This window comes from Jeotgalibacillus proteolyticus (assembly GCF_002926065.1).
GTDB classification, from domain to species: Bacteria; Bacillota; Bacilli; order Bacillales; family Jeotgalibacillaceae; genus Jeotgalibacillus; species Jeotgalibacillus proteolyticus.
Genome location: NZ_PREZ01000002.1, coordinates 437266 through 450944 on the forward strand (window position 1 = coordinate 437266; position 13679 = coordinate 450944).

General features: G+C 42.7%; 16 protein-coding genes and 3 other annotated features (1 of these 19 running past the window's edge). Of the genes, 3 read left to right on the plus strand and 13 right to left on the minus strand.

From position 1 onward, the window contains the following. Positions 1-31 precede the first annotated feature (31 nt). Both C4B60_RS05890 and zapA read right to left on the minus strand, forming a co-directional pair. Positions 32-571 carry a CvpA family protein gene (locus C4B60_RS05890; RefSeq protein ID WP_104057077.1) on the minus strand — a complete coding sequence of 180 codons (540 nt, stop codon included), beginning with the start codon at positions 569-571 and terminating at the stop codon, positions 32-34. Between the two features lie 7 nt (positions 572-578). Further along, positions 579-854 carry a cell division protein ZapA gene (gene zapA / locus C4B60_RS05895; protein WP_425331151.1) on the minus strand — a complete coding sequence of 92 codons (276 nt, stop codon included), beginning with the start codon at positions 852-854 and terminating at the stop codon, positions 579-581. A 110-nt stretch (positions 855-964) separates the two neighbouring features. On the opposite strand from zapA, the gene rnhC reads away from it, so the two are divergent. Then, positions 965-1888: a ribonuclease HIII gene (gene rnhC, locus C4B60_RS05900; RefSeq protein WP_104057079.1), complete on the plus strand. Its 924-nt coding sequence runs from the start codon at positions 965-967 to the stop codon at positions 1886-1888. A gap of 42 nt (positions 1889-1930) precedes the next feature. Here rnhC and pheT read toward each other — a convergent pair whose 3' ends face one another. From pheT to C4B60_RS05915, 3 genes are all read right to left on the minus strand, one after another. Then, positions 1931-4345, minus strand: coding sequence for a phenylalanine--tRNA ligase subunit beta (pheT, locus tag C4B60_RS05905; protein WP_104057080.1), 2415 nt, complete (start codon positions 4343-4345; stop codon positions 1931-1933). Between the two features lie 18 nt (positions 4346-4363). Then, positions 4364-5407, minus strand: coding sequence for a phenylalanine--tRNA ligase subunit alpha (gene pheS / locus C4B60_RS05910; protein ID WP_104057081.1), 1044 nt, complete (start codon positions 5405-5407; stop codon positions 4364-4366). A gap of 65 nt (positions 5408-5472) precedes the next feature. Then, positions 5473-5710: a binding site (T-box leader), on the minus strand. A 57-nt stretch (positions 5711-5767) separates the two neighbouring features. Beyond that, positions 5768-6523: a TrmH family RNA methyltransferase gene (locus C4B60_RS05915; RefSeq protein WP_104057082.1), complete on the minus strand. Its 756-nt coding sequence runs from the start codon at positions 6521-6523 to the stop codon at positions 5768-5770. A 114-nt stretch (positions 6524-6637) separates the two neighbouring features. Between C4B60_RS05915 and sspI the strand changes: the two genes are divergently transcribed. Next, a complete protein-coding gene (gene sspI / locus C4B60_RS05920) occupies positions 6638-6847 on the plus strand; it encodes a small acid-soluble spore protein SspI (RefSeq protein WP_104057083.1) in 210 nt (69 codons plus the stop codon). Positions 6848-6880: 33 nt separating this feature from the next. On the opposite strand, the gene C4B60_RS05925 is transcribed toward sspI, so the two are convergent. The 7 genes from C4B60_RS05925 to infC form a co-directional block, all read right to left on the minus strand. Continuing rightward, complete coding sequence (locus C4B60_RS05925) at positions 6881-7336, minus strand: small multi-drug export protein (protein WP_104057084.1); 456 nt, start codon at positions 7334-7336, stop codon at positions 6881-6883. A gap of 51 nt (positions 7337-7387) precedes the next feature. Beyond that, entirely contained in the window at positions 7388-8473 is a 1086-nt protein-coding gene (locus C4B60_RS05930; protein WP_104057085.1) for a M42 family metallopeptidase, read from the minus strand. Between the two features lie 103 nt (positions 8474-8576). Continuing rightward, positions 8577-9065, minus strand: coding sequence for a dUTP diphosphatase (locus tag C4B60_RS05935; RefSeq protein ID WP_245153879.1), 489 nt, complete (start codon positions 9063-9065; stop codon positions 8577-8579). Positions 9066-9094: 29 nt separating this feature from the next. Continuing rightward, entirely contained in the window at positions 9095-9376 is a 282-nt protein-coding gene (locus tag C4B60_RS05940) for a DUF1294 domain-containing protein (protein WP_104057086.1), read from the minus strand. 72 nt (positions 9377-9448) lie between these two features. After that, complete coding sequence (rplT, locus tag C4B60_RS05945; protein ID WP_104057087.1) at positions 9449-9808, minus strand: 50S ribosomal protein L20; 360 nt, start codon at positions 9806-9808, stop codon at positions 9449-9451. 42 nt (positions 9809-9850) lie between these two features. Continuing rightward, positions 9851-10039: a 50S ribosomal protein L35 gene (gene rpmI, locus C4B60_RS05950; protein ID WP_104057088.1), complete on the minus strand. Its 189-nt coding sequence runs from the start codon at positions 10037-10039 to the stop codon at positions 9851-9853. A 22-nt stretch (positions 10040-10061) separates the two neighbouring features. Beyond that, positions 10062-10577 carry a translation initiation factor IF-3 gene (gene infC, locus C4B60_RS05955; RefSeq protein WP_041060427.1) on the minus strand — a complete coding sequence of 172 codons (516 nt, stop codon included), beginning with the start codon at positions 10575-10577 and terminating at the stop codon, positions 10062-10064. A gap of 72 nt (positions 10578-10649) precedes the next feature. Beyond that, positions 10650-10790, minus strand: a sequence feature (ribosomal protein L20 leader region). 182 nt (positions 10791-10972) lie between these two features. On the opposite strand from infC, the gene C4B60_RS05960 reads away from it, so the two are divergent. Continuing rightward, a complete protein-coding gene (locus C4B60_RS05960; protein WP_104057089.1) occupies positions 10973-11455 on the plus strand; it encodes a YusW family protein in 483 nt (160 codons plus the stop codon). A 38-nt stretch (positions 11456-11493) separates the two neighbouring features. Here C4B60_RS05960 and thrS read toward each other — a convergent pair whose 3' ends face one another. Further along, positions 11494-13428, minus strand: coding sequence for a threonine--tRNA ligase (thrS, locus tag C4B60_RS05965; RefSeq protein ID WP_104057090.1), 1935 nt, complete (start codon positions 13426-13428; stop codon positions 11494-11496). Between the two features lie 74 nt (positions 13429-13502). Beyond that, positions 13503-13679, minus strand: a binding site (T-box leader) (it continues 55 nt past the right edge of the window).

Genomic DNA, 13679 nt, shown 5'->3' on the forward strand with positions numbered 1-13679 from the left:
ATCCAGGCAGCCTGTCATGTGTATTTAACGGTTATGAACGGGATTGGAGCCACCATTCTTTTACTTGCTCAGAAAATACAGGGGTCTGCTTTAAGATAAACTCAGCAATCCAGGACCCGTTTAACGGATTTTGAATCGAATCGATCGGCAGCAGGGCTGCAATATAAAGTAAAACAAAAATAATTATATACACTTCGATAATTCCAAGTACTCCCCCGCCAACAACATTCAACGGACGTAGAAGAGGAAATTGAGAAACGGAATCAAACATTGATCCGATTAGCTGCATAATAATCTTTGCACCAAAGAAAATAATAGCAAATGCAATAATTCTATAGTATGCATCCTCAAAGTTCACAGCATCGGCAATCATTTTGAGCTCTGACTGACTGCCAAAGGCCGGATAAGGAATCCACAACGTCAGTTTAGGTGCCAGTACGTCATAATAAACGTACGCAACATAAAAAGCGATAAAAAATCCAATCATATGAATAAGCTGTAAAATAAAGCCCCTGCGGAGTCCGACGACAAACCCCATTACAAGGATTATTAATAAAAACAAATCTAGCATCTAGCATTCAACCCTTTAATTTTTTTAATTCATTCTCTAACTCTTCTATTTCTTCTGCTTGCTTTAAATAATCATGAACCGCATTTACCGCTGTCAGAACGGCGAGCTTTGAGATATCCAGAGAAGGATTTTTACTGCTGATCTCTCTCATTTTATCATCAACCATTGACGCAACCAGCCTGATATGAGACGTGGACTCACTGCCGACAATGGAGTATGATTGTCCATAGATGTCAACGCTTATGCGGTTTTTTTCATTCTGAGACAATTTGTAAGCCCCCATTCCTCGAGAATCCTAATCACTATCATAACACGTAATATTTCAAGATGAAAAGAAAAGATAACAGGACAAACAAAAATAGTAAAGTTTAAACAAATAAAGGAGATTCAGCTATGCCAAATACGGTATTAATTTTGTCTGCAGAGGTTATCCATACGATGAAAAGTCATTATGAGAAAGAACTGAAGCGGACTCCTCCGCCGGGTGCTGTTTTTGCAGCTAAATCTTCTTCTTTTTCAATAACTGCCTATCGGTCCGGAAAAGTTCTTTTTCAGGGTAAGGATGCTGAGCAGGAGGCAGCAAAATGGGGCAGTGCGGCTCCCTCAACTAAAACACCCGTCAAAGAAAAGCCAAAAGCCCATTTACCTTCCTCGATCGCAAGTATGTCCCTAATCGGAACAGATGAGGTCGGGACAGGCGATTATTTTGGTCCAATAACGGTTGTCGCAGCATACGTAAGGAAGGATCAGCTTGCCCTTCTTCAGGAATATGGCGTAAAGGATTCTAAGCATCTAAAGGATCCTGCCATTATTGACATTGCAAAAAAACTGATTCATACGATTCCATACAGCCTGCTTACGTTAAGAAACGAAAAATACAATGAGCGCCAGGCCAAGGGCTGGACACAGGGAAAAATAAAAGCAGCTCTGCATAACCAGGCGATTGTCCATTTACAGCAAAAAATTGAGCCTGAAAAGCCGGAGGGAATTCTCATTGATCAGTTTGCAGAAAAAGATATCTATTACCGGCACTTAAAGGGGCAGACTTCAATCGTAAAAGAAAATGTCTGGTTTAGCACGAAGGCAGAAAGCATTCATCTGTCTGTTGCTGCTGCTTCTATTATCGCGCGCTATGCATTTTTGCGTGCAATGGACAGTTTAAGTGAGGAGGCAGGATTTCCTCTTCCAAAAGGAGCCGGCTCAAAGGTTGATGCTGCTGCAGCAAAATTGATTAAAAGTAAAGGAATGCAGGAATTGAACCATTTTACAAAACTTCATTTTGCCAATACTCAAAAGGCTCAGCGTTTGTCTCGATAAAAAGTCCGGCACAATTTCTGTGCCGGACTTTTTTGGCTGCTATTACCCTCTCAGGTCAGCACCCGCTTCTTCTTTTACTGCCTTAAGCACTTTATCATGTGCTTTAACTACCTCTTCATCTATCAACGTTCTGGAAGGATCCATATAGTTCAGGGAAAACGCTAAAGATTTCTTGCCTTCTTCCATTTTATCGCCTTCATATAAATCAAAGAGCTTAACTGACTTTAGAAGGCTGCCGCCTGCTTCTTTAATGATTCGCTCAAGCTCACCGCCTTGAACTTCCCGATCCACAACAAGTGCAATGTCCCGTGTGATGGATGGATAGCGCGGAATCGCTGTGTATTGTAATGGTGCCTGTCCATATGCATAGACGGCTTCAAGCTTCACTTCAAACACATACGTTTCCTTTAGATCCAGCTCCTTCTCCTTCGAAGGGTGAACCTGACCGACGTAGCCAATTTTTTCATCATTGAAATAAATAGCCGCTGTACGTCCAGGGTGAAGATCGTTTTCATTTCCTTTTTCATAGCGTATGCAAGAAGCAACACCCAAACGCTCAAATAAGCTGTCCAGGATCCCTTTTAGGACATAAAAGTCTGCCTGTTTCTTTTCTCCCTGCCATGCATGAAAGTGCCACAGACCTGTAATGGCACCGGCAACATGCTCATCCTCTTTAGGCAGCTCATGTCCTTCTTCCTTTAAAAAGACAGAACCTGTCTCATAAAATGCAATGCTGTCCTGCTGTCTGGCAAGGTTATAAGAAACACTTTCAAGCAGCTGGGGCACAATGCTTAACCGGAGATTGCTTCTCTCTTCACTCATCGGCATCATCAGCTTCACAGGCTCTCGCACATCAAGTGCAAATTCACCTGCTTTTGAATCGTTAGTTAATGAGTAGGTTACAGCCTGCATAAGGCCAGCCCCTTCAAGAACCTGTCTGATCAAACGTCGTTTTTGCTGTCTTACTGATAAGCCTCCAGGATTTGTTTCATGGACAGGAAGTGTCATTGGTATATGATCATAGCCATAAAGACGCGCCACCTCTTCGATTAGATCCTCTTCAATAACAAGATCTCCTCTGCGTGTAGGGGCAGATACATAGATCGTTTCACCGTCTGCATGAGCATTAATCTGCAGTCTGCGGAATAAATCAAGTACCTCTTCAGTCTTTAGGGACATTCCAAGCACACGATTAATTTTTTCAAGTTCAATGGTCAGCTGCTTTTCTGATTTATCCTGTTCATCGAAGGCAACAGTTCCTGACAGTACCTCTCCGTCTGCATACAGTGCTAAAAGCTGAGCCGCACGTTCAGCAGCAAGCTCTACACGAATTGGATCCACACCCTTTTCATAACGGGAGCTTGCTTCGCTTCGCAGGCCATGGTCCTTGGAAGTCTGACGAATGGAGGATGAGGCAAAATAAGCTGATTCAAGCAATACGTTTACAGTTGCACCTGTCACTTCGGTATTTGCGCCACCCATGACACCGGCAATCGCAACAGGCTCTTCCCCGTTGGTAATAACCAGATGATGAGGCAAAAGCTCACGCACTGTATCGTCAAGGGTTTCTATTTTTTCACCCGGCTTTGCAAGACGAACAAGAATTTTATTGGTTTTCAAACGATCTAAATCAAACGCATGAAGCGGCTGTCCGTATTCAAGCAGCACATAGTTTGTGATGTCCACTACATTGTTATGCGGACGAATGCCGGCTGCGATAAGACGGCTTTGCATCCACTGTGGAGAAGGACCGATTTTAATATTTTTAATTACTTTTGCTAAGTAAATCGGATTTTCCTGCTTCGCTTCCACCTCAACTGTAATCACGTCTGAAGCTTTTTCCACTGTGGAAGTGTAGTCGGACTCTGGCAGCTTTACCGGCCGGTCGATAATTGCTCCGGTTTCATACGCCACTCCAATCAAGCTCATGGCATCAGCCCGGTTTGGGGTAAGCCCGAGTTCAAGAATCGAATCATTCAGCATAAGTGCTTCAATTGCGTCTTCCCCAACTGGTGCATCCTGCGGGAAATTAAAGATCCCTTCAGCAAATTCCTTTGGTACAAGCTTTCCTTCTATTCCAATTTCCTGGAGGGAACAAATCATTCCATTAGAAGCTTCACCGCGAAGCTTTGCTTTTTTTATTTTAAAATTACCTGGCAAAACAGCTCCAACCTTCGCTACAGCTACTTTTTGTCCGGCGCCTACATTGGCAGCTCCGCAAATAATCTGCACCGGCTCTTCTTCGCCTACATCTACTAAGCAGATATTCAGTTTATCGGCTTCAGGATGTTTTTCGCACGATAGCACATGGCCGATCACTACGTTTTCGACACCTTCAGCCGGCACTTCGATTCCCTCTACCTCAATGCCTGAACGCGTAATTTTTTCGGCCAAATCCTCAGGTGTTATTCCGCTCAGATCCACATAGTCCTGAAGCCATTTATATGATACAAACATGAAATTGCCTCCTTATGATTAATTAAATTCCTTTTGACCGAATTGAGTTAAAAAACGATGGTCATTTGTGTAATAGTGGCGGATATCGTCAATTCCATATTTCAGCATGGCAATCCGCTCAGGTCCCATTCCAAATGCAAAGCCTGTGTACTTTTTCGAATCAAACCCTGCCATTTCAAGAACATTCGGATGAACCATCCCTGCTCCGAGAATTTCAATCCAGCCGGTTCCTTTACACACGCTGCAGCCTTTTCCACCGCAAATTTTACAGGAGATATCCATTTCTACAGAAGGCTCTGTAAAAGGGAAGAAGCTTGGGCGAAGACGTATTTCACGATCTTCCCCGAACATTTTTTTGGCAAATACATTAAGTGTGCCCTTAAGGTCGCTCATGCGGATGTTTTCATCAACGACAAGGCCTTCAATCTGCATAAACTGGTGAGAATGCGTTGCATCGTCATTATCCCGTCTGTAAACCTTACCAGGACAGATAATTTTAACAGGGCCCTTCCCCTGGTGGCGTTCCATTGTTCTCGCCTGAACAGGCGAAGTATGAGTGCGAAGCAAAATATCCTCTGTAATATAGAAAGAGTCCTGCATATCTCTTGCCGGGTGTCCTTTTGGCAGGTTTAAGGCTTCAAAATTATAGTAGTCCTTCTCTACCTCAGGACCTTCTTCAATCTTATAACCCATTGAAATAAACAGATCTTCAATTTCTTCAATAACACTCGTAAGCGGGTGATGCGTTCCGGTTCTTACCGGACGCCCCGGCAGTGTTACATCAATCGATTCTTCCTGAAGCTTCTTTTCAATTGCTTCTGCTTCAAGTGTCAGCTGCTTTTCTTCAATGACCTTTGTAATAGCATCACGGACTTCATTAGCCAGTGCACCCATTTTGGGACGCTCTTCTGCTGAAAGCTTCCCCATCCCTTTAAGTACTTCAGTAATCGGGCCTTTTTTACCTAAATACGCCACCCTGACCTCATTTAATTCCTTCAAGCTGCCTGACAGATTAACCCGTTCTGCTGCTTCAAACTGAAGCTGTTTTAATCTTTCTTCCATGTTTGAACTCCTCCTTCTTGAAAATCTCTTCTTTAAAACACAAAAAAGCACTTCTCCCCTAAAAGGTTAGGGACGAAGTGCTTGGATTCCGTGGTACCACCCTAGTTAACAGACAAGCTGCCTGTTCACTCTTCATTGGATAACGGCTAATCGCAGCCGGAGCATCTTTACACGCTTTGGTGGTCCCGATGTCAACTCAGGAGGTGAACTTCATTAGGCGATGCCATAAGCACCCTTTCAGTTACGAGGTGCTCTCCCTAAATGGGCATTGGCCAAATTACTTTTCTCCGTCAATGTTTTTATAATTGAATGTTATTAGTATAAACTACTTTTAGCTTGTTTTAAACCTTTTTTCTGCCTTTAGCCTCTTAAATGATACAATAAAATGCCTGCTGCAACAGCTACATTTAGCGACTCACTCTTTCCGTAAAGGGGAATAAACAGATTTTTATCTGTCTGACTGAGCCATTCCATGCTTACCCCTGCTCCTTCATTGCCGAGTAACAGCGCAAAAGGGCTTTCTGATGGAGCTGAATGATAAGTTTCCGCTCCTTCTAAAGCTGTTCCATAAAACGGGATGCGCTGCTTCTTAAGCTCATTAATCGCCTCCTGTAAATCCATTTTTACAATAGGTAAATGAAAATGGCTTCCCTGAGCAGAGCGCAGCACCTTCGCATTATATGGATCAGCAGAGCCCTTGCCTAAAATAACCGCATCTATGCCAGCTGCATCTGCTGTTCTGATCATGGTTCCAATATTGCCCGGATCCTGTACGGCATCAATTAAAAGAAATCTGCCGTTTTTTTCTGCCGAAAAATCCTGTGCAGTCTGTTTACAGACCGCAAATATTCCCTGCGAATGCTCCGTTTCTGAAATTGCTTCTGAAATTTCATCCGTTACCGTAGTCACCTCGATATCCGATGTATAAAAGTGGTCTGGCAGCTCCACACGTTCCCGTACAATCAGTTCCTTGACTGTTCCTTCTTTTTTTAGCGCCTCTTCCACAAGGTGAAAGCCTTCTGCTAAAAAAAGCCCTGATTGATCTCTTCCTTTTTTTGTTGTCAGCTTTTTCCATGCCTTAACCTGAGGGTTTTGAAGCGATTGTAAAAAATTCATTTAATTCCTTCTTTCCATCATTCATCGATTTCTTTATTATATACAAGCTTTAAAGAATAAAAAAGAATTTCCCGGGGAAAATAAGATGACTCTATCTTATAAGGAGGATTTACCATGGATTTAAACATTCGTAAAACTGTTATCCACAACGTAAAAGATAACTCTCCGCAAGAATTAGAGGCGACGATTGTTGATTCCATCGAGCGTCAGGATGAGCATTTACTTCCCGGTCTTGGCGTATTGTTTGAATTAATCTGGAACAAAAGCTCGAGAGAAGAGCGCGACCAGTTAATCCAGACTCTTGAAGGTGGACTACAGCATTAAAAAACAGCTGCCGAGACCCTCTCGGCAGCTGTTTTAATTCACACTTTCCTGTACAAAGAAATCAAAGCCGAGCATTGTCGCAATTCCGAATACCAATGACCAGATCCCAATGCTTATAGTCAGCCAAAGAAGTGTCCAGGATTTTTGCGCACCAAGACTCATTCCGATAAATGCCGCAATATGGGTTCCGATTAAGATTGGACCAAGCAATGCAAGCCCCGGCAGACCATAGCGGTTCCAAATTTTCTTTGCACGTTCCTGGCGTTTGTTCTTCTTCTTTTCCGTTTTGGCTTTTTTGGCAAAATAAGCTCTTACCTTTTCAAAAAGCGCAATCAAAAGAACAATCGTGACCATATTTCCTAAGAACCCTACAAGCATGACAAGTATGGGCGAGTGTCCCCTTATAATCCCAAGCGGAATGACCAGTGCAATTTCAAGCCACGGAGTAGCAGCTGCGAGGAAGATTAATACATACTCGATGAATACCAATACAGTCTGCCTCCTTTTTTACCTGCTTTTATACAGAATTTCCGTTCTTTATTAATCAAATGTAATTGCATTTACCTGATCACGATCCAGCTTTTTAATTACTTCCACAATCAACTTTACTGCATTTTCATAATCATCCTTATGAATCATTGCAGCATGAGAATGGATATAACGGGAAGCGACTGTAATGGCTATAGATGGTGAACCGTTTGCTGCTAAATGAATAGATCCTGCATCAGTACCGCCTCCAGCGATCGCATCAAACTGATAGGGAATCCCATGCTCATCTGCGATTCCGGTTACAAAATCACGAAGGCCTTTATGACCGACCATTGAAGCATCATATAAAATAATTTGAGGACCTTTCCCCATTTTAGAGCTTGCTTCCTTCGAAGAAATTCCAGGTGTATCCCCTGCAATCCCCACGTCTACAGCAATCCCAATATCAGGTTTAATAGTAGACGCAGCTGTTTTAGCTCCGCGGAGTCCTACTTCTTCCTGTACAGTACCTACTCCGTAAACTTCATTTGGGTGGTCAGCGTCCTTCAGACCGCGCAGGACGTCAATGGCAATCGCACAGCCAATGCGATTATCCCAGGCTTTTGCAAGTAGCATTTTTTCGTTATTCATCACGGTAAATTCAAAATAAGGCACAGCCATATCTCCAGGAGTTACACCCCACTCAGTTGCTTCCTCACGGGATGAGGCGCCGATATCAATAAACATATCCTTAATATCCACAGGTTTTTTGCGTGCTTCAGGAGGCAGGATATGCGGCGGTTTTGAGCCGATAATACCTGTAATATCTCCTTTTTTCGTGACAATGGTAACGCGCTGGGCAAGCATAACCTGTGACCACCAGCCGCCTACAGTCTGAAAACGCAGAAAGCCTTTATCATCGATTTGGGTGATCATAAACCCGACTTCATCAAGATGTCCCGCTACCATTACACGAGGACCATCCTGTTTACCGGTTTTTCTTGCAATCAGACTGCCAATTCCGTCTGTTGTTGTTTCATCAGCAAATGGTGCTATGTATTTTTTCATAACTTCACGCGGTTCACGTTCATTTCCCGGGATTCCTTTTGCATCAGTTAAATCCTTAAGCATTTGAAGCTGTTCAGTTACATTTGACAATTTCTTCGCCTCCCTATGTTTCTTGCCAGTTAAAATTATATCATCCCGTGCAGGTATTCACAAAAATGAATAATGGCAACATTTGTTTCGTCAGAGGAAAAAATCAGTAGCCCTGCTGCTGTCTTTTGATATTAACCTCATTTTTTTCACTATAGGCGGCCATAATATTCTCGGATGTAAAGCCTAATTCCTGCCCTACTTTCAGGTAACATTCCCACATCCTATTATAAGTTTCCTGTGATGGCTGTAATGCAAAGGAGTTAATTACACCATAAAGCTCAAAAAATTGGGCGGTCAATTCACGGGATGAAGAAGGTGTAGAGTCAGGCTGAAATCGAAGCTGTTTTTCTATTCCCAGTGATAGGAGAAAATGAACTCCATCTACATACTCCTCAAGAATAACCGATTTCTCTGATGGACCTTTCTCGCTCCAGAATTTAAAGCATCGGGTCTCATTTGCAAGCTCCCCCACTTCCACCAGCAATGCGATAACTTTTTTATCAAAAAGATCTTGATCAGCTACGTTCTTCTCCTTCTCGATATAGCTGTCCAATTGGTGCTGCATCTCATAAAGATTGTTCCAATTAAGCACAATCTCACTTCCTTTCCTTTGTCAGTGTATCAGAACCCGGGTGTTCCAGCCCAGATATAAAGTAGGATCACAACTGTTAAAAACGCAAAAACAGGCAATCCGAATTTAAAGGCGGCATGCTTCGTTTTATGTCTGAAATGAGTCATTCCAAAGTAAGTTCCAACGGCCCCGCCAGTCAATGTAATTCCCCATAATGTTTTTTCAGAAATCCGGTATTGATTATTTCTCGCTCTTTTTTTATCTGCTCCCATGACGGTAAAGCCTGCCAGTGACATTACCCCAAGATAAGCTGTAATGATTAGCTCAAACATCTGCTTCTCCTTTAATGATGAATGTATTTGCGAAAAAAAGACTGCCCTCAGAGGACAGTCTTTAGTTAATGATTATTTGTTTAGCTCGGCTTTTGCAGCATCTGCCAATTGAGCGAATGCCTGATCATCAGCAACAGCAAGGTCAGCAAGCATTTTACGGTTTACTTCAATACCAGCAAGCTTAAGACCGTGCATTAAACGGCTGTAAGAAAGACCGTTTGTACGTGCAGCTGCGTTGATACGAGTAATCCAAAGCTTACGGAAGTCACGCTTCTTTTGACGACGGTCACGGAAAGCATAGTTTCCTGACTTCATTACTTGTTGATTAGCTACCTTGTAAAGTGTATGTTTTGAACCGAAATAACCTTTTGCGAGTTTAAGGACTCTTTTTCTACGTTTACGTGAAACGATTCCACCTTTAACACGTGGCATATTCATTACCTCCTAATAAATCGTTGTTCTTGTTTGGTTTAATTAGATCATGTGTTTGATGCGTTTGTAATCGCCAGCTGAAACCGTTGAGCTCTTACGAAGTTTACGTTTAGCTTTTGTTGATTTGTTAGCGAAAAGGTGACTTGTGAACGCGCGTGAACGCTTAAGCTTTCCAGATCCAGTCTTTTTGAAACGCTTAGCTGATCCGCGGTGAGTTTTCATTTTTGGCATGAGTATTATCCTCCTTAAAACGTTACTTTTCGTTCGTTGGTGCTAGCATGAGAAACATGCTGCGTCCATCCATCTTAGGCTTCGTTTCAACAGTGGAAACGTCCTTGCATGCTTCAGCGAAACGCTCAAGAACACGCTGTCCGATTTCCTTATGCGTAATGGCACGTCCGCGGAAACGGATGGATGCTTTTACTTTATCTCCTTTTTCAAGGAACTTACGGGCATTGCGAAGCTTTGTATTGAAATCATGTTCTTCGATGGTAGGGCTTAGGCGCACTTCCTTCAAATTAATGATTTTTTGATTCTTACGCGCTTCTTTGTCTTTCTTCTGCTGCTCGAATTTGAACTTGCCGTAGTCCATAATACGGGCTACTGGCGGTTTTGCGTTCGGTGCAACAAGCACTACATCAAGGTTCACTCGAGCTGCGATCTCAAGCGCTTCATTCTTGGATTTGATTCCAAGCTGCTCGCCGTTTTGATCGATTAAGCGTACTTCACGTGCACGAATACCTTCGTTTAATAAAACATCTTTGCTAATAGTAATCCACCTCCGGATTGATGTCGCGAATACGCGATTTGGGTTAAAGCATCTATTCAACCGACTTAAATGATCACACAAAAAAAGCCGGAAACTTCATCGTCTCCCGCATCCAGTGCTTTACTATACAAAATTGTATAATATGATCACGTGCTACCTGCAAGCTGCTAAAGCGCCAATCAGGTGAGAAGCGGGCTGCCTCTACTTTTACCACAAACTTGTATTCATTTCACTCTTGCTATTGTATACCAGAAGCAAGGGCTTGTCAATCCAATTGATTAATCAACATGATTGATCATAACAGAACGGACGCAGCCATGCAACAGTAATTTGTTTAAAAATCTCGATTAGGGATATAAATAAGTTATTCACAAAATGTTTCTGGAGGTATTCACATGAAAAAATTCCTTTTGCCATTCACACTTGCAGGGGCTGTTGCCGTTGCTGCTGCATGCTCCGATGATGAGACTGTAGAAAATCCTGAAAGCGCACCTTCTATAGAAGAAAATGAAGAAGCGCAAACGAATGATACAGGAGACAATCCAGAAGCAGAAAGCACCACTATTTCCTTCCGTGAGTTTGAATTTGACGCTGATTATGAAGGCAATGACAATGATTTTGAGGTTTCTTATGATTCAGAAGGAAATATCGAAGCTTCCTATGAAGACCAGCGGAACCAGATGCTTCTTTCAGGTGATGATGCCTATCAGGAAATCGAACCGATTTTAAGCGGATTTGATTTTACTGCTGACACTCCGGATGATGAGGTTTTTCAGGCAGTGATCGACGGGTTTGAAATTGAGGAAGGCTATCAGTCCCTTGAGATCGATATAACGTTTGAGGATGGTACAGAAAAAGAATATGAGCAAAAACCATAACAAAAAAGATCAGGCGACTTTCCGCCTGATCTTTTTTGTTAACCTCTTTTTATTTCTTCTTTTAAGCTATCAGAGAATGCATCAAAGGAAATCGTTTCGGAATTGTTCTCTCCGTATTTCCGGACATTCACTTCGTTGTTTTCTACTTCCTGATCCCCAACGACAAGCATATAAGGAATCTTCTTCATTTGAGCCTCCCGGATTTTATAACCCATTTTCTCATCACGAAGGTCAACTTCAACCCTCGCTCCTTTTAAACGAAGCTCATCCTGCACCTTCTTAGCATAATCCAAATGAATAGTTGGCGAAACCGGAATGACCTGCACCTGAACAGGAGACAGCCACGCAGGAAGCGCTCCTTTATGCTCTTCAATCAAGAATGCAACAAAACGCTCCATCGTAGAAACGACACCACGGTGAATGACAACCGGACGATGCTGTTTGCCATCTTCCCCAATATAGTTTAAGTCAAATCGCTCCGGAAGAAGAAAATCGAGCTGAACAGTTGATAGTGTTTCTTCTTTTCCGATGGCTGTTTTTACTTGCACATCAAGCTTAGGGCCATAAAATGCGGCTTCTCCATCTGCTTCGAAGTAATCATGTCCCATTTCATCCATCGCTTCTTTAAGCATCGCCTGTGCTTTATTCCACATTGCATCGTCATCAAAATATTTTTCTGTATCCTCAGGATCACGATAGGAAAGACGGAATTTGTACTCATGAAGACCGAAATCCTTATAAACCTCTTCGATCAGTCTGACTACACGCTGGAATTCTTCTTTAATCTGATCTGGACGGGCAAAAATATGGGCGTCATTTAATGTCATCGCTCTTACACGCTGAAGACCTGATAAGGCGCCTGACATTTCATAGCGGTGCATGAGACCAAGCTCAGCAATACGGATTGGAAGCTCACGATAGCTATGAATGTCCTGCTTGTAGACCATCATATGGTGCGGGCAGTTCATCGGACGAAGGACCAGTGTTTCATTGTCCATTTCCATTGGAGGGAACATGCCTTCCTCGTAATGATCCCAGTGGCCGCTTGTTTTATACAAATCGGCACTGCCAAGAACAGGTGTATACACGTGATCGTAGCCTAATGCGATTTCCTTATCGACAATATAGCGTTCAATTGTACGGCGGATTGTCGCACCTTTTGGCAGCCAGATTGGAAGACCTTGTCCGACGAGCTGGGAGCTTGAGAACAAATCAAGCTCTTTACCAAGCTTGCGATGATCCCTTTCTTTTGCTTCTTCAATCATTTTCAAATGATGCTCAAGCTCTTCTTTTTTAAAGAAAGCTGTTCCGTAAATACGCTGAAGCATTTTATTGTCACTGTTCCCTCTCCAGTAAGCCCCTGCTACACTTAATAATTTAAATTCTTTAATATGTTTTGTTGAAGGAACATGAATTCCGCGGCACAGATCAAAAAATTCACTTTGTTTATAGATCGTAACCTTCTCATCAGAAGGGATCGCATCAATCAATTCAAGCTTGTAAGGGTCATTAATTTCTTTAAAGCGCTCGATCGCTTCATCACGGCTGACTACCTGACGTTCCACATCGATATTATCACCAATGATTTTTTTCATTTCTTTTTCAATTCTCGGAAGATCCTCAGTAGAGATGGATGATTCTGTGTCTATATCGTAATAGAATCCTCCTTCAATAACCGGTCCTACTCCAAGCTTTGCGTCCGGATACAACCTTTTCACTGCCTGGGCGAGCAAGTGAGCTGTACTGTGACGCATAATTTCTAATGACTCCTCGTTATCAGGAGTTAAGATCTCGACCGCACCGCTTTCCTCAAGGGAAGTACGGAGATCGATTACACTGCCATTGAATTTTCCTGCAATCGCTTTTTTCTTAAGACCTGATGAAATGGAAGAGGCAATTTTTTCAATTGATGTGCCTTTTGGGTATTCCTTGGCGTTTCCATCCGGAAATGTAATTTGAATAACATCTGACATCGTTTTTCACTCCTTAATAATGTAAGCCGGCAGAGCCGGTTGCTAAAAATAAAGACAAAAAAGCCCCATCCCTGGAAAGGGACGAGGCTTGGTAAACAAACTCGCGGTTCCACCCTTATTTCTGATTAAAAAGCAATCAGAATCTCTGGTTCAGCTAACGGGCTGCGTCCGATATGAGCTACTGCTACTTCGCCCATACAGTTCAAAGGTGGTAAATTCATTACTCGTGACTAAAGGGCTCTCAGCCGGTG